Source organism: Photobacterium sp. GB-1 (assembly GCF_003026165.1).
Classification (GTDB): domain Bacteria; phylum Pseudomonadota; class Gammaproteobacteria; order Enterobacterales; family Vibrionaceae; genus Photobacterium.
Map to the genome: position 1 here is coordinate 20,028 of NZ_PYOB01000011.1, position 17,643 is coordinate 37,670.

General features: G+C 38.4%; 17 protein-coding genes. 7 read left to right on the forward strand and 10 right to left on the reverse strand.

What is annotated here, in order from left to right:
• Window positions 1-9: 9 nt before the first annotated feature.
• From C9J45_RS12150 to C9J45_RS12170, 5 genes are read right to left on the reverse strand one after another with little or no spacing between them, the layout of a single operon-like run.
• Window positions 10-2,163: a VWA domain-containing protein gene (locus C9J45_RS12150; protein WP_107292578.1), complete on the reverse strand. Its 2,154-nt coding sequence runs from the start codon at window positions 2,161-2,163 to the stop codon at window positions 10-12.
• The gene (locus tag C9J45_RS12155; RefSeq protein WP_107259822.1) at window positions 2,156-3,121 is read right to left on the reverse strand and encodes a VWA domain-containing protein; all 966 of its coding nucleotides are present in this window, start codon (window positions 3,119-3,121) and stop codon (window positions 2,156-2,158) included. Before C9J45_RS12155 ends, C9J45_RS12150 begins: the two co-directional genes overlap by 8 nt.
• On the reverse strand, window positions 3,114-3,623 hold the full coding sequence (locus tag C9J45_RS12160) for a DUF4381 domain-containing protein (RefSeq protein ID WP_107207001.1): 510 nt from the start codon (window positions 3,621-3,623) through the stop codon (window positions 3,114-3,116). The genes C9J45_RS12155 and C9J45_RS12160 overlap by 8 nt, the downstream gene beginning before the upstream one ends.
• 3 nt (window positions 3,624-3,626) lie before the next feature.
• Window positions 3,627-4,571 (reverse strand): DUF58 domain-containing protein, encoded by a 945-nt coding sequence (locus tag C9J45_RS12165; RefSeq protein WP_045130227.1) that lies wholly within the window; start codon window positions 4,569-4,571, stop codon window positions 3,627-3,629.
• Window positions 4,568-5,524 (reverse strand): MoxR family ATPase, encoded by a 957-nt coding sequence (locus tag C9J45_RS12170; protein WP_107292579.1) that lies wholly within the window; start codon window positions 5,522-5,524, stop codon window positions 4,568-4,570. Before C9J45_RS12170 ends, C9J45_RS12165 begins: the two co-directional genes overlap by 4 nt.
• Window positions 5,525-6,225: 701 nt before the next feature.
• On the opposite strand from C9J45_RS12170, the gene C9J45_RS12175 reads away from it, so the two are divergent.
• The 7 genes from C9J45_RS12175 to C9J45_RS12205 all read left to right on the forward strand — a co-directional run bounded on the left by C9J45_RS12175 (window position 6,226) and on the right by C9J45_RS12205 (window position 13,068).
• Window positions 6,226-6,966: an SDR family oxidoreductase gene (locus C9J45_RS12175; RefSeq protein ID WP_107206999.1), complete on the forward strand. Its 741-nt coding sequence runs from the start codon at window positions 6,226-6,228 to the stop codon at window positions 6,964-6,966.
• 47 nt (window positions 6,967-7,013) lie between these two features.
• Window positions 7,014-8,219, forward strand: a complete 1,206-nt coding sequence (locus tag C9J45_RS12180; RefSeq protein ID WP_107259818.1) for an acetyl-CoA C-acetyltransferase — start codon at window positions 7,014-7,016, stop codon at window positions 8,217-8,219.
• A gap of 70 nt (window positions 8,220-8,289) precedes the next feature.
• Window positions 8,290-8,640: a phasin family protein gene (locus C9J45_RS12185; RefSeq protein ID WP_005364186.1), complete on the forward strand. Its 351-nt coding sequence runs from the start codon at window positions 8,290-8,292 to the stop codon at window positions 8,638-8,640.
• A 121-nt stretch (window positions 8,641-8,761) separates the two neighbouring features.
• Window positions 8,762-10,537, forward strand: a complete 1,776-nt coding sequence (gene phaC / locus C9J45_RS12190) for a class I poly(R)-hydroxyalkanoic acid synthase (RefSeq protein ID WP_107292580.1) — start codon at window positions 8,762-8,764, stop codon at window positions 10,535-10,537.
• A gap of 211 nt (window positions 10,538-10,748) precedes the next feature.
• Window positions 10,749-12,158 (forward strand): undecaprenyl-phosphate glucose phosphotransferase, encoded by a 1,410-nt coding sequence (locus C9J45_RS12195; protein WP_107246813.1) that lies wholly within the window; start codon window positions 10,749-10,751, stop codon window positions 12,156-12,158.
• Window positions 12,159-12,269: 111 nt separating this feature from the next.
• Window positions 12,270-12,674: a DUF4332 domain-containing protein gene (locus C9J45_RS12200; protein WP_107292581.1), complete on the forward strand. Its 405-nt coding sequence runs from the start codon at window positions 12,270-12,272 to the stop codon at window positions 12,672-12,674.
• Between the two features lie 97 nt (window positions 12,675-12,771).
• Window positions 12,772-13,068, forward strand: coding sequence for a DUF1496 domain-containing protein (locus tag C9J45_RS12205; protein ID WP_233217733.1), 297 nt, complete (start codon window positions 12,772-12,774; stop codon window positions 13,066-13,068).
• 63 nt (window positions 13,069-13,131) lie between these two features.
• On the opposite strand, the gene C9J45_RS12210 is transcribed toward C9J45_RS12205, so the two are convergent.
• From C9J45_RS12210 to C9J45_RS12230, 5 genes are all read right to left on the reverse strand, one after another.
• Window positions 13,132-13,431 (reverse strand): DUF406 family protein, encoded by a 300-nt coding sequence (locus C9J45_RS12210; protein WP_005364200.1) that lies wholly within the window; start codon window positions 13,429-13,431, stop codon window positions 13,132-13,134.
• A gap of 115 nt (window positions 13,432-13,546) precedes the next feature.
• A complete protein-coding gene (locus tag C9J45_RS12215; RefSeq protein ID WP_107246811.1) occupies window positions 13,547-15,463 on the reverse strand; it encodes an ATP-dependent DNA helicase RecQ in 1,917 nt (638 codons plus the stop codon).
• A 111-nt stretch (window positions 15,464-15,574) separates the two neighbouring features.
• Window positions 15,575-15,919, reverse strand: coding sequence for a hypothetical protein (locus tag C9J45_RS12220; RefSeq protein ID WP_107292582.1), 345 nt, complete (start codon window positions 15,917-15,919; stop codon window positions 15,575-15,577).
• A 139-nt stretch (window positions 15,920-16,058) separates the two neighbouring features.
• Complete coding sequence (locus C9J45_RS12225; RefSeq protein WP_107206991.1) at window positions 16,059-16,547, reverse strand: TIGR00645 family protein; 489 nt, start codon at window positions 16,545-16,547, stop codon at window positions 16,059-16,061.
• A gap of 173 nt (window positions 16,548-16,720) precedes the next feature.
• Window positions 16,721-17,584, reverse strand: a complete 864-nt coding sequence (locus C9J45_RS12230; protein ID WP_107246885.1) for a phospholipase A — start codon at window positions 17,582-17,584, stop codon at window positions 16,721-16,723.
• Window positions 17,585-17,643: the final 59 nt, after the last annotated feature.

Sequence of the window (17,643 nt, forward strand, 5' to 3'; positions counted from 1 at the left end):
ATTGTCCTATTACCATGAGTTCTCAGTTTTTTGCTGCGCTTCTTTCTGTTGCGCTTGCAAAATTAATTGAGCTCGGATCAAACCACTGGTGTCATCAGGCACTTGTTCCAATTTTTTCAAAATAGGGTTACTGGCTGAAAGCACATCCCCGTCTTTTGCTGCTTGGTCACTCATTCGTACTTGATTGTTGTTGGTTGTTTCTTTGTTTTTATCTTGTTCTGACTTAGTGGCTGATTTTGACTCTGCTTGCTGTTGCTGTTGCTGTTGCTGTTGCTGTTGCTGTTGCTGTTGCTGTTGCTGTTGCTGTTGCTGTTGCTGTTGCTTTGCTGCTTGTTTCGCATTTTCATCAGCACGTTGTTGTTCAGCCGCTTTTTGCTCGGCAGTTTTCTCTTTTTCTGGCTGTGATTGTTTATCACTACCTGCTTGCTGAGATTGCTGCTGTTCTTTCCCTTGTTGTTTATCAGACTGACTTTGTTGCTGTTTTTGGGATTGCTGCTGTTTACTCGTGTTGTTCTGATCCTGCTTTTGGTCATTTTGTTTCGATTGTGAAGACTGCTTATCATTAGATTGTTTGTTATCTGATGATTTTTGCTGATCTTGGTTTTGTTGTGACTGCTGGCTGTTATCTTGGCTCTGTTTTTTATCATTAGAGCCTTGTGATTGCTGCTGTTGCTTGTCACTCTTCTGCTGATTCTGCTGATTCTGCTGATTCTGCTGATTCTGCTGATTCTGCTGATTCTGCTGATTCTGCTGATTCTGCTGATTCTGCTGATTCTGCTGATTCTGCTGATTCTGCTGATTCTGCTGATTCTGTTGATTCTGTTGCTGTTGTTTCTTTTGTTGCTCCAGTGCTTTCTTCACTATATCGAGGTTTTTCTTAACATCGGGGTAGTTAGGATCGGCTTTCTGTAGCTTTTCATAGGTATCTACTGCTTGCTGTAACTTCCCACTTTGTGCATAAGCATTACCTAGGTTGTACTGCGACATTGAATCATGTAATGGTTTTAAGGTTTCAATGGCTTGTGCATAATTTTTTGCTTTATATTCAGCGATACCTTTCCATTGCGGAGATTCAAAATCTTGTGCCGCTTGCTTATATTTACCATCGGTATAAGTTTGGTAAGCTTGCTGCTCAGCATTTACCCATGGGCTCGCTTGCGCATGATCAATAGGTAAAAAGAAGAACATAGTGGCAATGACAACGCCACGGCGGAAACCCAGTAATGCCAGTAATAACAAAGGTAAAACTAACCAAAATCCGCCATTTAAACGTTCTTGCAGTTCTTTTTGTTGATCTTTTTTACCGCTATCTTGTGGTTTTGCAGTGAAGTGGACAATCGCATTAACATCTTGATCTGTCGGTTGAACCATCTGCAAAATACCACCCGTTTGCTTAACAATAGGTTCTAGTGTTTTCAGGTTAATTTTTGAAATAACAGGAGAGCCATTATCCATTAATAATCGACCATCAGGCAGTGGAACAGGTGCTCCATCAACTGTGCCCATTGCTAAGATAGAGACACGATATTTAGTACCTTTTAATTCGGCTAAACTTTTAGCTGATTCCTGCTTAGACATACCATCGGTCACTAAGATAATATCACCCGTACTATTACCAGCCTGTTTAAGTAACTTTATCGCTTCAGCAATACCTGCCGCGGCATTACTACCAGGAATTGGCATAATCTTTGGCGATAGGCTAGGGATCAAGTTTGCTAAAGTATGGCTATCTTCAGTTAACGGGCTGACTTCATAGCCATCTCCCGCATAGGTGACTAACCCCGTACTGCCTTCTTTCCAGCCCGGTAACATATCAAGCGCTTTAAAACGCGCCTGTGTTAAACGGTTCGGTTTTATATCGGTCGCATACATAGAGCGGGACATATCCATTACCAATACGCGTGCGCCACTTAAGTTATAAGCAGGTAGTTTTACTTTTTGCCAACTAGGACCAGCCATCGCAATAACAGCGATTAGCCAGCCCAAAGTGAGTATGGCAATGGGCCATGATGTCGATTTAGGCTGAGCCATACCTAATTTTTTTGCTAGGTGTGGCGCAATTAACCCCGTGGTTTGTTTCTTGGTTTTAAGCCAAGGTAAAAGAAAGACTAATGGCACAAGTGCCAAAAACCACATAGGGTGCATAAAAGTAAAATTAGCCATGACGTCTCCTCATAACAGCAATGACGACAGAAAGTAGTAATGCTATGGCTAAAGGATATCGGAACAACTCATCACGTGGACGCCATGTTTGCTGGGCGTTATTGACAGGTTGAAGTTTATTGATGATGTCGTAAATTTTCTCAAGCTGTTGTGGATTACGTGCTCGGAAATATTCACCGCCCGTCATCTTGGCGATTTCAGTTAAAGTCTTTTCATCAAGATCTTGTGATGGATTGACGATGCGATCACCGAAGAAACCTTGTTGCACCATTTGATCGGCACCAACACCTACGGTATAGATTTTCACACCGCTTTCTTTGGCTAATTTAGCGGCTTCAAGTGGATCAATTACACCAGAGGTATTTGCACCATCACTTAATAAAATAATTACCCGTTGTGGCGCTTTACTGTTAATAAAGGTTTTTGTCGCAATACCTAGGCCTTCACCAATTGCAGTGCTTTGCCCAATTAAGCCTAAAACAGTACGATCTAGTTGTTGTTCAACCGTCTTACGGTCAAATGTAAGAGGTGTTTGTAAGTAAGCATGATCAGCGAAAAGGACTAAACCTAAGCGATCACCTTTTCGTTTTTCAATAAAATCCGATAACACATGTTTTACCGCGGTTAAGCGATCAATACTTTTCCCATTTTTAGTCACCATATCTGGAATTGACATCGAGCCTGATAAATCGACAGCTAATAACATGTCACGGTGTTCTGGTTTTATTTCGATAGGATTCCCGTACCAAACCGGTCTTGCAGCAGCACAGACAAGACAAGTCCACAGTAAAGCCATTAATACTTTACGTATGATAGAGCGAGGCTGTTTTTGACCAACACCGCTGGGTAATTTGGGTAATTGAATTGCCGCAGGTTGCACAACCGGTTTACTAAAACGGTAAACGAGCCATGCTAAAGGCAACAATGCCCAAGCCCAAAGCCATACAAATTCAAACATTTGAAGACTCCTTTTGCGTCATGCTGGGTAGTTTTCGTGGCGGCAAAGCATGTTTAAGCCATGTGTTTGCCATTGTTTTACATTGTTGAAAGTCATCATGACTCAGTGGCGTATTTGAAAATGAACCTGATAGCCATACCGATTTAAGTTCTGAAAAACCACTATATTTTACGGGCAGTTGATTATCTAAAAATGCCAACCATGCCTCACCTGTTAATGGTGCAACAATGGTGCGCGAGTAATAACTTAACGCGGCTTGTTTTAGTAACGTATTGAGAGCAGGTAACCCTTGTTCTGCTGTTATTAGCGACAGTTTCTGTAATGCTTCTTTTTGTGCAGCATCAGCATGCTTTTTACGCCTAATAAAAGTGACGACAACTGCAATAGCGAGAATCACCACGGCAAATAATACCCACCATCCCCATGCTAAAGGCCAAAAGTTTGGAGCTTGAGGAAGATGTATATCCGCTAAAGGGAGTTGCTGAACGCTTGGTGTTGCCATTACTTAACTCCTTTGACGCGTTGTTAATTGCTGCAACAAAGGTTCCGCTGCAGATAAATAATGTAGAGGGATCGCAAGTGATTTCGCAATATCAGCCACAAAGTTTTGATGCGTTAGATACTGCTGACTTAATGAATCACGTGTTTTCTTTGATGAAAAATTAAGCCATGCAGATTGCTCTTTATCAGCAACATGTTCATAGCCTCTAAATTGTGTTTGTCCTTGTTCTAGTGGGTCATGGATTTGGACAAACTGAATTCGATTATGTTGACGTAATTGTGTTAAACGTCGCTTATCATTAAGCGATAATTGGTTAAAATCGCTGATAATAATAATTTCACTGCCTTTAGAACAAAGGTGGTGTAACCGTTTTAATGCATCAGAAAAGTTAAATTGTTGAGGCTGTTCTAATGCATTTAATGCTAACTGCTGTGATTCAATTAGCTTATTGATGATATGAAGTGGACCTTGCTGGCGTGCCGTTGGCTTACATTCATTAACATTCAAACCGTTATAAATTACTGCCCCTATACGATCTTGTTCACTTATAGCAAGCCAGCTTAATAAGCTAGCAAAGTGAGCCGCTTGAACAGATTTCAGCATTAATTGTGAGCCGAATTGCATGCTTCGGCTTAAATCAATAAGCAACATAACGGGTTGCTCGCGCTCTTCCGTAAAGAGTTTGGTATGTGTTTTGCCAGTTCGTGCGGTTACACGCCAATCAATAGCTCTAATATCATCACCAGCTTGGTAGGGACGTACTTCTGAGAAGTTCATCCCACGTCCTTTGTGGCGACTTTGATGTAAGCCATTTAACTGTGACCAGATACTGTGCGCTGGTGGCAACCAACGCACGGCCTGATTCTTATATTGCAGTAGCTCAGCCAAACACACATTAACCCCATCGCTATGGGGTGGCAGCGCTACGGTTAAGTGTGATTTGCTCATATACTAGCGACCTGTGAAATCAATTCTTCAACTACGCGATCTGCGGCAATACCTTCTGCTTGTGCTTCATAGCTAAGTAATAAGCGATGACGTAAAACAGGGGATGCCATTGTTTGAATATCTTCTGGTGTAACAAAATCACGACCACTTAGCCAAGCGTGAGCTCGAGCACAACGATCAAGGGCTAATGTTGCACGTGGGCTAACACCCATTTGAAGCCAATCTTTAAGCTGAGAGCTGAACTTGTCAGATTGACGTGTCGCCATGACGAGACGAATAATGTAATGCTCTACATCTTCTGCCATATGAATGTTAAGCACTTCTTTTCGCGCAGCAAAAATGTCATGTTGGCTAATATGAACAGGCTCTGCTTTTTCAATACCTAATGCTTCACCACGGTTCAGACGTAATATCTCTAATTCACTTTCAGCACTAGGATAATCGACATTAAGTTGTAATAAGAAACGGTCTAATTGTGCCTCAGGCAGTGGGTAAGTACCTTCTTGCTCAATGGGGTTTTGCGTTGCCATTACGAGAAATAACTCAGGTAATGGGTATGTTTTTCGACCAGCGGTGATCTGCTTTTCAGCCATCGCTTCAAGCATTGCGGCTTGCACTTTTGCCGGCGCACGGTTGATTTCATCTGCAAGAATTAATGAGTTGAAAATAGGGCCTGGCTGGAAAATAAATTCAGCTGTCTCAGGACGAAAAATATCAGTACCTGTTAAATCAGCAGGTAATAGATCGGGCGTAAACTGAATACGGTGAAATTCACCTTCAATACAATCAGAAAGCACTTTAACAGCGCGTGTTTTTGCTAGTCCTGGAGGCCCCTCTACAAGGATGTGACCATCAGCTAGTAAAGCAATTAATAACTGTTTCACTAAATCGGGTTGACCAATGACTTGGCTTTGTAAGTAGTGATTTAATCGTTGAAAAGTACTCGCTAACATAAATTCATTTTCCTATAGAGCTTACTTAATACATTAAGTAAAAAACCTGAGACTATCTAATATGGCTTTAGTTCACGTTTTTTAGATTATCAGAATAGCTGTTAACCATTCATTCGATACGTTTCATGGCGTTTTATATATATCAGGGCTGCAAGAAAGTTATCAAGTCACTTATGTCGTCTTATGTTTTGAATTACTGCAAACAAAGGTTGAGATAGAGCTGCTCAAAAAGTAAACGCTAAGTAGTATTTCAAAGATGGCGCATAACTTTTCTCACAACGTCTTAATAAGAAATGCATTATTAACAAATATATAACGTGTTTTATTGCACGGTTAACAAGATTTCTAACAGTATTTTTTTTATTGGAATAATAAATTTATCCAAGAATGCTCTGATATTAATCCATAAATATATTGTTAAATTTAAATTTGTCACTTTAGTTATATTGACACTTTTGTTAATACCAGTGGCAAATAGCGTTGAAATTGTTAATTCCTTTCTTGCCATCAATATGCATCTGTGTTGTTATATTAAATATGCAACGTGTTTGTAATACATCTGTATTATATACGGCTTAATATGTGAGCTATGTTGTATTAATGATTAGATAGAGCTCATAGGTTGAATTGTTTAAATTTATGGAACAAACCTTGAGCTTATTAAGTGTATTAATAATTTGATAGAAAGGAAGGAGCCTTAAATGAGTAAGGTAGCATTAGTTACAGGTGCTAAAGGTGGTATTGGTTCATCGATCACTCAAGCATTAGTCGATGCAGGTTTTCGAGTAGTTGCAACATATTATCCAACAGGTGAAAAAGCGGCTCAAGAGTGGTTCGCGGATAATAATTATTCATCTGAGTCTGTTCGACTATTTCCACTCGACGTAACTGATACGAATTACTGTCAAGAAGCGTTAGCAACATTGCTTCAGGAAGAAGGTCAAATCGATGTGCTAGTTAACAACGCAGGTATCACTAAAGATACGACATTCAAGCGTATGACTGCTGATCAATGGAATGCAGTAATCAACACAAATTTAAATAGTCTGTTCAATGTTACTCAGCCTTTATTCGACTCAATGTGTAATAAAGGTAATGCTCGCATTATTAATATTACATCAGTAAATGGACTTAAAGGTCAGTTTGGTCAAGCAAACTATTCAGCAGCTAAAGCTGGCATGATTGGCTTTACAAAAGCACTAGCAGCAGAAGGCGCACGTGCTGGCGTAACGGTAAATGCGGTCGCTCCTGGTTATACCGGCACGCCAATGGTTGAAGCGATTAAACCTGAAATACTTGATTCAATTAAAGCTGAAATTCCGATGCGCCGTTTAGCGCTACCACAAGAAGTAGCGGCAACAGTGACATTTTTAGCAAGTGATGCAGCAGCCTATATTACTGGTGAAACATTATCAGTAAATGGCGGCTTATACATGAACTGATCAAGATTGACTGATTATTGAATTTTTAAGTAAGGACGCGAATTAATATGGCTAGGGTATTTATTGTTGCTGCAAAACGTACACCAATCGGTAGTTTTAGCGGCGCACTAAAATCAGTAACAGCAGCAGAACTTGGCGCAGCCGCAATCAAAGGCGCGTTAGCAGAAACATCAGTACCAGTAGAAGCGATTGATGAAGTGATTTTCGGAAATGTCGTTGGTGCTGGTCAAGGTATGGGACCGGGTCGACAAGCAGCTTTAAAAGCGGGCATTCCTAATGAAGTACCTGCATACACATTAAACATGGTGTGTGGTAGTGGTATGAAAGCGGTAATGGATGCTGCCGCCCACATCAAAGCAGGTGATGCTGATATCGTGGTTGCTGCAGGCGCAGAAAACATGTCTCAAATTCCATTTTGTGCATCATCGAAAATTCGTGATGGGCAAAAAATGGGTAATCTGGAACTTAGCGATTTATTAATTGCTGACGGTTTAACGGATGCCTTTAATAATTACCACATGGGTGTAACCGCTGAGAATGTTGTTGAGAAAGTAGGCTTAACACGTGAACAGCAAGATAATTTCGCACTAGCGAGCCAACAAAAAGCCGTTGCTGCTATTGAGCAAGGCAAGTTTGTTGATGAAATTACACCTGTAGAAGTAGTAGGTCGTCGTGCAACGGTTATTGTTGATACCGATGAGTACCCGAAACAAGATGCTTCAATCGAAGGTCTGGCAAAACTACGTCCTGCATTTAAACGTGATGGTTCTGTTACTGCAGGTAACGCATCAGGTATTAATGATGGCGGTAGTGCAATTATTGTTGTTTCAGAAGCGGCAGTAAATAAATATAACCTGACGCCACTTGCTGAAATTGAAAGTTATGCGCAAGCAGGTATTGCTCCTGAAATCATGGGCTTAGGGCCTGTGCCAGCAGTACTTAAAGCATTAGATAAAGCACAACTATCAATTGATAAAATTGAGCGTTTAGAGTTTAACGAGGCTTTTGCTGGCCAAGCGCTGGGTGTGCTTTATGAAGTAGCAAAAGAAACGAATTCAAAAGTTGAAGATCTCGTTGAACGTGCAAACGTCAATGGCGGAGCCATCGCTCTAGGTCACCCATTAGGTGCATCAGGTAATCGTATTTTAGTGAGCTTATTACATGAAATGCGCCGCCGCGAAGATCAGTACGGTATTGCGACCTTATGTGTAGGTGGTGGTATGGGTACAGCGGTCATTCTAAAACGCGTTTAATTTTTATCTAAATATCGGCGCTGTATGAGGATACATGCAGTGCTTTATTACTATCAATGAGGAAAGATCTATGTATACGGAAATGTTTAAGTCGTTCTCTGAACAAACTGAGAAATCTCTAGCACCATACGTTAAGTTCAACAAACTATTCACTAAGAATGTTGAAGAACTAACTGAACTTCAACTTGCTGCTGTTCGCGCATACAGTGATTTAGGTCTGTCTCAGCTTAAAGCTGTTAGCGAAGTAAAAGATATCCAATCTCTAACTGCGTTCAATAGCCAACAACTTGAAACGTTGACTAAGCTTTCTAAGCAGCTTATTGATGATAGCAACAAGTTCAACGCTGTTGCTCAATCATTCAAAACAGAAGTAGAAGAGCTTGTTGCTGACAATGTTAAAAAAGCAACGCCAGTAGCTTAAGGTTTATTTCTAGTCGCTCTCATTTATATGAGGGCGACTTTTTTGTTACAGCTTATCTCAATTATGCTGAGTCAACTGTTCCTTAGTGTAATTGAATTAGTCCAAGTACAGGGTTTTTGTTATGAACAATCACTTCTTTTCGGACTACTTTGCCAAGCTCCAAGATATGAACCAGCTATGGTGGAAGGAGTTAGACTCCGGCAAGGCAGCCATGAACACCCCATTAAATAAAGCGCTGAATGATATTAATTTGGAAGATACTGCAGAGTTTTTTGAAAAAGCAGCATCACAGCCAGCAGCACTTGCTCAAGTCCAAATGGATTGGTGGGAAAAACAAGTAAAAATCTGGCAGAACATCGCGATGCCATCAACTGATGGTGGACAATCTCTAATTAAGCCAGCAAAAGATGATAAACGTTTTAGCGATCCTGCGTGGGAAAATGAAGCGTTTTACAATTATATTAAGCAATCTTATTTGCTTTTTAGCGACTCAATGCGTGAAGCGATTGATTCTATTGAAGGTGTTGATGAGAAGGCAAAAGAGCGTTTAGGCTTTTTTTCACGCCAAGCAATCAATGCGATGTCGCCAACAAACTTTGTTACTACAAACCCAGAACTGGCTAAGTTGACCGTTGAAACTAATGGTGAAAACTTAATTAAAGGGATGGAGTTACTGCAAGAAGACATGCAGAGCAGTGCGGATGTTCTGAAAATTCGCATGACTAATCGCGACGCATTCCAACTGGGTGTCAATATTGCAAATACTGATGGTGACGTCGTATTTAAGAATGAGTTATTTGAACTTATTCAATATAAGCCATTAACTGAAAATGTTAATAGTACACCATTGTTAATTGTTCCTCCGTTTATCAATAAATATTATATCCTTGATTTACGTGAAAATAACTCAATGGTTCGTTGGCTTGTAGAGCAAGGTCATACTGTCTTTATGATGTCTTGGAGAAATCCAGGTACACCACAAAGGGAGGTGGATTTTGAAAACTATGTATTAGACGGTGTTATCCCTGCCGTTGACGCTATTGAAGATATCACTGGCGAAAAACAAATCAATGCAGCGGGTTACTGTATTGGTGGTACATTATTAGCTACTACTCTGGCGTATTACGCAGCAAAACGCATGCGTAATCGTATTAAATCAGCAACATTCTTCACAACATTACTCGATTTTTCACAACCGGGTGAAATTGGTGCTTATGTTAATGATCCATTAATATCAGCAATTGAAGCACAGAACGATGTTAATGGTTATATGGACGGCCGCTCTTTGAGTGTGACGTTTAGTTTATTGCGTGAAAATAGCCTTTATTGGAATTATTATGTCAATAATTACTTAAAAGGTAATAGCCCAATAGACTTCGATTTACTTTATTGGAACGGTGATAGTACGAATGTTACAGCTGCATGTCATAGTACTATTTTACGCGAGTTTTATTTAAATAATAAGTTAGTCGATAATAAAGGAATAAAAATTGGTGGTGTTTTTATTGATTTATCTAAAATCAAAGTACCAACATACTTTATTTCTACTCAAGAAGATCATATCGCTTTATGGCAAGGTACATACAGAGGCGCTCAGAAATTAAGTGGGAAGTCGACATTTGTACTAGGAGAGTCTGGTCATATTGCTGGGATTGTAAATCATCCTAAAAAGAATAAATATGGTTTTTGGCTAAGTGATAAGCAAGAAGAAAACCCAGAATCTTGGTTAGATAATGCTAAACGTCAAGATGGCTCTTGGTGGACGCATTGGGATACTTGGTTAGGGGATTTTAATAAGAAAGAAAAAGTGCCGGCACGCGAAATTGGAAGTGATAATTATAAAGCACTTTATACAGCGCCTGGAGATTATGTAAAAGAAACACTGCCACTTAAATAACTCCTCTGAATGAATAAGGCTCAGCATTATAAATGCTGAGCTTTTTTTTTGACATAAATATGATATTTTAAATCAGCCATTTTAGATAAAATGTATATACTAGTTGTGATTCATGTATTATTTAACGATTTACGATGTTGATATCTGAACAAAAATAAAAATAATTGTCAGAATGTAGAATTTTCCTATTGGAAATAAAACGGGCGTGTTAATGAATAGAAAAACTCTTGAAGTAGCCGATGATGGTTATTCATTTATAATTAATTTTTTTGATTTTTTAGTTATAAATTTCTCTCTTACTCTTGTCTATGCATTTTTTGCCCAAGAACCATCACCGTTTGATTTATTATACGGTATTTTTATCAGCGTTACTTTCGTCGGTTGTGGCCACTACGTTGGTTTTTATGACAAAGAAAATCGTGCTAACTATCGACGAATGACTTTGCGCTTATTAGGTAACTTTTTACTTGTTGAGTTCTGTGTTTTATCGATAACGTTTTTCTTCGCTTTCATTGATCATGTCAATGTACGGGGCTTTATTGGAAATATAGGACTTTCGTGGTTTTTATTATCGTTTCTGATTATTTGGAGTTCGCGTGTTGCTGTTTATTATGTAACTAAATACATTGGTCGCCATAAAAAAACACATCGTATTGCTATTCTAGGAATGACAACAGCGGGTTTAGCAATAGAGAAAGCATTATTAGAGAAATACAAAAATACGAATTTTGAAATTAGTTATTATGATGATCGTGGTGAAGAACGCTTTAGTTATTTAACGAAATCTCAGTGTAAAGGGAAAGTTAACAAGCTTATTTCCTTTGCAAAAAAAGGCGAAATTGATGATGTGTATGTCGCTTTGCCTATGGTTGCCAAAGAACGTATACATTTCTTCTTACATCAGTTATCAGATACAACGGTTGATACTTTTGTGGTACCTGATCTCTTTACTTATAATTTGAATGCTTCTCAAATTTGTCGTGTGGGTAATGTGGAGACATTGAGTGTTTTTGCGAGTCCTTTTGAAGGTATTGGTGATTACATTAAGCGTCTGGAAGATTTGATTATTGGTAGTGTGATTACGCTTCTTATCTCACCTGTACTTATCGCTGTTGCTATCGGTGTTAAATTGAGTTCGCCTGGTCCTATTTTATTTAAGCAAGATCGTTATGGTCTTCGTGGTAACAAAATTAAAGTGTGGAAATTCCGTTCCATGAAAGTAATGGAAAATAACCATGTGGTGAAACAAGCAACTAAAAATGATCCACGAGTGACTAAATTCGGTGCGTTTATTCGTCGAACATCACTAGATGAATTGCCACAGTTTATTAATGTATTGCAAGGCACCATGTCGATTGTAGGTCCGCGTCCTCACGCTGTCGCACACAATGAAGAATATCGAATTCTTGTCGATAACTATATGATTCGTCATAAAATCAAACCTGGCATCACGGGGCTTGCACAAATAAGTGGTTATCGTGGTGAAACGGACACGCTTGATAAGATGGAAAAACGAATTCAATATGATATTCGTTATATGCAGAATTGGAGCTTAGTCTTAGATTTAAAGATTATTTTCTTAACCATTTTTAAAGGCTTTGTCAGCGAAACGGCATATTAATTTACCTCCATTACTGGATTGAAATTATTTTTTGCATTTTTTTGAGTTTTTTAATTTTCTGTTGTCTATTATGTTGTAACGACGGGCTTTATTTAATATTTGGAGCGGGTAATGACTAAACTAGCAACTATTGAAGGTATCGGTGAAGTATATGCGGCTAAATTAGAAGCGGCAGATGTCCACACGATGGAGCAATTATTAGATAAAGGTCAGAAACCTGCAGGTCGAAAAGCGATTGTTGAAGCAACAGGCATTAGTAGTAAATTAGTATTAAAATGGATTAACCGAGCTGATTTATCTCGTGTTAAAGGTATTAGCACCCAATATGCTGATTTATTAGAGTTTTCTGGTGTTGATACGGTTCCAGAACTTGCGCAACGTAATGCAGAAAATTTACATGCAAAAATGCTAGAAGTGAATGAAGAAAAGGCACTAGTTCGTCAATTACCGGCATTGAAAAGTGTTCAAGATTGGATTGCACAAGCGAAGGAATTGCCTCGAGCAATTGAATATTAATATTTTATCTAATTAGAAAGCAGCCATTTTGGCTGCTTTTTTATTATTTGAAATATATAGTCGCCTATAGAAATAAAGGATTTGAATGGAGTTTGGGATGATGAACGGGCGTTCTATTAATTGTTTCGTAATAAGTTGCTTAGTAATGATGCTCTTAAGCCTACCGACACAGGCGAAAAACTACAGTGTTGCAGATACGTCAAAAATAGAGCCAAGTATTGAGTTTAATCTTGATGGGCAAGTAACCAATCAGCGTTTATGCTTCTATGAGGATAAAGCTTATTCATTGGGCGCGATTATTGATATCGATGGTTATAAACTTCAGTGTGCTGTTGAAAATGAAGTGGAATTAAACGGTCGCTTAATGTGGAAAAACTTAGTACCAGTAAAATAAAAGAAAGCCAGCAATGATTATCTATATTGATAATCATTGCTGGCTTAAGCTAAAGAACAATAATTACTTAGCTAGAGAGCGGCTACGAAGTTCGAAAATTAGCTTCTCAGCACTGCATTCGAATTGAATACGCGCTGTTAATTCAGTGCTATTTTCATCTACTGGGGTTGTTTCAACTTTGTAGTTAGCATTCACTTCTTTTGCTAGTGCAAGGTAGTTTGCTAATTCTACTTCTAGTGCATCTTTACCTTGAGCAAAGATTTGAACGTCTGCAGTATCATCGTTTTCTTTGATGATAAAACCGAGTTCACCTGATACACCACATGCTTCACAAACTTGGTATTCTTCTTTTTCAATAGTCATAACTTTAATCCCCATCGGTTAAGGGGCTATTCTAGAACGTTGTGATGTAGATCGCTATTCATTAATAATGAAAAGTGAGTTTCATATATCTAAATTGATAAAGAATTAACATAGATTAGCCATATAAGCGTGTAATGTGAGCAAAAGTTTGCTCAAAGGGATACGCTTCAAGTTGACCAAAACCATCAAATTGCTTGGCTTTTATCTTGGTGGTCAATGGTGTTGTCATACCATTTAAAAATCGTGTAATAGCAGCAACAGATGGTGCTATATCACATGCATTGATGAATTGATCGCACCATTGGGTTAAAACGTGATCGGAAACTTCTGGTAGTGTCGGTAATGGTGGCAATGTGATACTTTTTCCTCGACAAACAGAGCAATGGTTACAATGTTCCGGAGCATGATGATCAGCAAAATAACGCGCTAATTGATAACTTAAACAGGTTTTGCTTTCAAAAAAATCAATCATACTATTGATACGTTTTATTTCACTATGCTCTTTTTGTTGGAACAGTTGATACAGCGCCTCACTCTCAACACCGATATCAAAGTGATGATTTTTGATAGCATATACGTCAGTCATTTGTTTGCTTTCTAAAGTGATCCAACCTTTTTCATTAAAATAGTCAATCGCAGCAACAACACGTTTTCTATCTGCATTATAGCCTTGCCATAATGCGTCCATATCTAGTGTATTCCATACTCTTGCTTTTGTTGAACAAGCAAAAATTGCTTCGACGAACTGGCGACGCTCATTATTAAAATGCGATAAAATTTCATGCTGGCTAATGTTGAGCTTGTAACGGTAATCAGCAAAATAAGTATATTGAGGCTCAATGATCTGGCGAATCTCTAAATAGACCAATAGTGTTTTTAAAGGCAATAATCGAATATTGGCATCTTTTGATAGCCGATTATTCATTACTTCCCACTGTTGTGATTGTGCTTTGATTTCATGTAATACGGTTGCTATCGAACTGCGATCAGGAGTATCTCCATAAATGAAATTTTGTAGCACATTTAGACCTGATTTATTTGCAATGACTGTGCAGGTTGAGTTTTCACCATCACGACCAGCACGACCTATTTCCTGACTATAGTTTTCAATTGATTTTGGTAGATCGAAGTGTATCACTTGGCGAATATCAGATTTGTCGATCCCCATGCCAAAGGCGATGGTGGCAACAATGCAATTGATTTCTCCTGCCATAAACTGTTGTTGTATATGCTGGCGGCGATCGGCATCCATACCTGCATGGTAAGCTTGAGCGGGAATATGATTACTTGTGAGAGTTGCCGCAATCTCTTCTGCAGTATGCTGTAAAGTGACGTAAACAATAGATGGTGTATTGGGTTGTGCTATCAATTGTTGCTGTAGTACATCCAATTTTTCATCATCTTGGGCTGCCAAAATAGAGAGATCAAGATTCTTGCGATAGAAACCTGTTACGACGATATCATCTTTTGCAATATTGAATTTATCTTGCATATCATTAATAACAGCTGGCGTCGCCGTGGCTGTTAGTAGTAATACTTGTGGAATATTTAAAGACTGTTGGTAATAAGGTAATTTCAGGTAATCGGGTCTGAAATTGTGCCCCCATTCTGAAATACAGTGAGCTTCATCAACGACGAGTAATGAGATAGGGACTTGACTGATAAAATGTCTAAAGCGCTCATTTTTCAATCGCTCAACAGAGATCATTAATACTTTAATTTCGCCTTGGCGAATATTTTGCATAACTTGCTGAGTCTGTTGCCAAGTTTGGCTTGAGTCGATAGATGCTGCGGGAATACCTTTTGATGCAAGGAAATCCAACTGATCTTTCATTAATGCTAAGAGTGGTGAGATCACCAGTGTTAAGTGTGGTAATTCAATTGCTGGGAGTTGGTAACACAGTGATTTACCCGAGCCAGTAGGAAAAATAGCGGCTGCAGAATGGCCATCAAGAACACGAGTAATGACTTCTTCCTGACCTGTTCTAAGAGAATCAAAACCAAAATATTTTTTAAGTGTTTGATGATACATGCTGAATACTCAATTGTCTTAATTGATAGCATCATACCGTATGTTGATGTCATAAGGGGAATGAGATATTAAATCACGTTACAAAATTGCGAAATAATTATCGTTGTATTCCTACCGACTAAATATATTTAAAGGAATATGTAAATGGAAACCATAAGCATCATTCTCACTATACGACGTGATATACAAACGTGTATCAGAATCAAAACTTATGGCGATATTTGCTTCTTGATAGTGAGATGATGTTGGTTTTAACGAAAGTGGCTGAAAAGTGTTTAACGCTTTGTTTGCACATAAGCCAGCATGGAAAAATGATAGTTGGAGGAGTGTATTACAGTTTGAAGAATCAAACGTTAATGCTGTTTTTGCTTCGAAGGTAGTAATAGGGGAATGGTTATTAAAACTATACGCTGATGGTGATGAAAGAAGCATAAAAAACAATAAGTATAATTTCATTGGTCTTTCTCGTTATTGGGATATAACAAGAAAATGCATATAGTGTTCCAATATGATGTTTATTGCTAATTATTCGAGAAAAAGGAAAAATAAATCGTTTGTAGATAACGCGTGAACGCATCCTTGCGTTGCTGTTTACTTAGTGTTTTGTGATTTTATCAAGATATCCCATAGCAAAAGCAGATAATACAAAGGTAATATGAATTAGCAGGTACCATATTAATTTTGAGTTATCAATATTTTCTATATTCATAAATATTTTTAATAAATGAATTGAAGATATTGCAACAATAGAGGCTGATACTTTGTTTTTCAATGAGCTTGCATCAAGTTTACCTAACCAGCCTAATTTGTCGTCATGATCATCGAGATCTAGGCGTGAAACGAAGTTTTCATAGCCAGAAAACATCACCATAACAACGAGTCCGCCAACAAGAGCAATATCAACAAGTGAAAGAATAATCAGAACTAAGTCCATACTTTTCATTGTGATAATAACTGGGATTAGATCAAATATCTCTTGAAAGAATTTCACTGAAAGTGCCAATAACACAAAGCTGAGACCGAAGTAGATAGGTGCCATTAACCAACGTGACCCATACATTATTCGTTCAAATAGTTTTTCCATCACAAAGTGTCTCGTAAAAGGGGGGGGAAGGGTAATCTAAAGTGGGATTTTAGATCGAAAATCTAGAAGTGAATAGTTAGAATGCACGATGAAAGCATTTTTTGCTGAAAATTTTATGCTTGAAGTAAATAAAAGGCTCTATCTTAAGATTACAGATAGAACCTCTTTACTGATTAAAAAGAAAAACCAATACCACCTGCATTATCGTAATGGTTGTAGTCAGAGATCGAAATACCGTAACCACTTTCTAACATCATATATCCACGTAGGCGCTTATAGATTGGAAAACTCCAGGTAATGCGCTCATAACCACGTGAAAATCCACTTTCTAAAGCGTTACGCACGGTTAATGAAATCAGATTATTATTATCAACAGCCCAGTTCATGCTGATGCGTCCGTATCCCATGTAGTTGGTAATATCTTTATTGTAATCTTTTGCACCAAAGTCGAGACGTAGCCATGGCTTGATACTTAATGTGTAGTTGTTATGTTCGAATGTGAAATCAGCAAATGCACGATTCCAGCTTCTTTCTTGTTCGCCGCCTCTACCATTAGATTCATGGACGAGACCAACCGTTGTTCCAGCATACCCCAAAGCATTATTTTCGGCTTTTTCAGGAAGGGTCCAAAAAATAGATGGCTCATATTCAGTGTCCCTAAAATAGGCTGAAGAAGCGTACGCTTGCCAATTTGAACGCTGTGTATAAGTAACATAGAGCTTGTCGTTTCTATTTAAAACACCAGATGCTAAACGGTACTTTAGGCTGATCTGAAAGTTAACGTTGTACTTACTTAATTTACCGTCTTCAGGAATAATCGATTGGTATTCTTGATAGTTAGGTTTTTGAGTGTAGTAAAAAGGTAGAACGTAATTGTCTTTGTACTGCTGAAGCAATAGATTATTTGAGCTTGAGTAATCTAACGAGTTATTAACCACTTCTTTAGCTAAAACATTACTAGAAAAAAAAGAACAGCCAATTAGCAGGGTAGAAAAAAGTAGAGGGTATCTAATTGGTTGCCATACAAATTGCGTCATAATTTTTATCGTCACAGTCATTTAAGAGTAAATTCTTATTATCATAGACAGAATTTTTA

Bases quoted from the DNA above. Each gene is read 5' to 3' on its own strand.
- C9J45_RS12150 (WP_107292578.1), bottom strand. From the start codon at position 2,163: ATGGCTAATTTTACTTTTATGCACCCTATGTGGTTTTTGGCACTTGTG.
- C9J45_RS12155 (WP_107259822.1), bottom strand. From the start codon at position 3,121: ATGTTTGAATTTGTATGGCTTTGGGCTTGGGCATTGTTGCCTTTAGCA.
- C9J45_RS12160 (WP_107207001.1), bottom strand. From the start codon at position 3,623: ATGGCAACACCAAGCGTTCAGCAACTCCCTTTAGCGGATATACATCTT.
- C9J45_RS12165 (WP_045130227.1), bottom strand. From the start codon at position 4,571: ATGAGCAAATCACACTTAACCGTAGCGCTGCCACCCCATAGCGATGGG.
- C9J45_RS12170 (WP_107292579.1), bottom strand. From the start codon at position 5,524: ATGTTAGCGAGTACTTTTCAACGATTAAATCACTACTTACAAAGCCAA.
- C9J45_RS12175 (WP_107206999.1), top strand. From the start codon at position 6,226: ATGAGTAAGGTAGCATTAGTTACAGGTGCTAAAGGTGGTATTGGTTCA.
- C9J45_RS12180 (WP_107259818.1), top strand. From the start codon at position 7,014: ATGGCTAGGGTATTTATTGTTGCTGCAAAACGTACACCAATCGGTAGT.
- C9J45_RS12185 (WP_005364186.1), top strand. From the start codon at position 8,290: ATGTATACGGAAATGTTTAAGTCGTTCTCTGAACAAACTGAGAAATCT.
- phaC (WP_107292580.1), top strand. From the start codon at position 8,762: ATGAACAATCACTTCTTTTCGGACTACTTTGCCAAGCTCCAAGATATG.
- C9J45_RS12195 (WP_107246813.1), top strand. From the start codon at position 10,749: ATGAATAGAAAAACTCTTGAAGTAGCCGATGATGGTTATTCATTTATA.
- C9J45_RS12200 (WP_107292581.1), top strand. From the start codon at position 12,270: ATGACTAAACTAGCAACTATTGAAGGTATCGGTGAAGTATATGCGGCT.
- C9J45_RS12205 (WP_233217733.1), top strand. From the start codon at position 12,772: ATGATGAACGGGCGTTCTATTAATTGTTTCGTAATAAGTTGCTTAGTA.
- C9J45_RS12210 (WP_005364200.1), bottom strand. From the start codon at position 13,431: ATGACTATTGAAAAAGAAGAATACCAAGTTTGTGAAGCATGTGGTGTA.
- C9J45_RS12215 (WP_107246811.1), bottom strand. From the start codon at position 15,463: ATGTATCATCAAACACTTAAAAAATATTTTGGTTTTGATTCTCTTAGA.
- C9J45_RS12220 (WP_107292582.1), bottom strand. From the start codon at position 15,919: ATGAAATTATACTTATTGTTTTTTATGCTTCTTTCATCACCATCAGCG.
- C9J45_RS12225 (WP_107206991.1), bottom strand. From the start codon at position 16,547: ATGGAAAAACTATTTGAACGAATAATGTATGGGTCACGTTGGTTAATG.
- C9J45_RS12230 (WP_107246885.1), bottom strand. From the start codon at position 17,584: ATGACGCAATTTGTATGGCAACCAATTAGATACCCTCTACTTTTTTCT.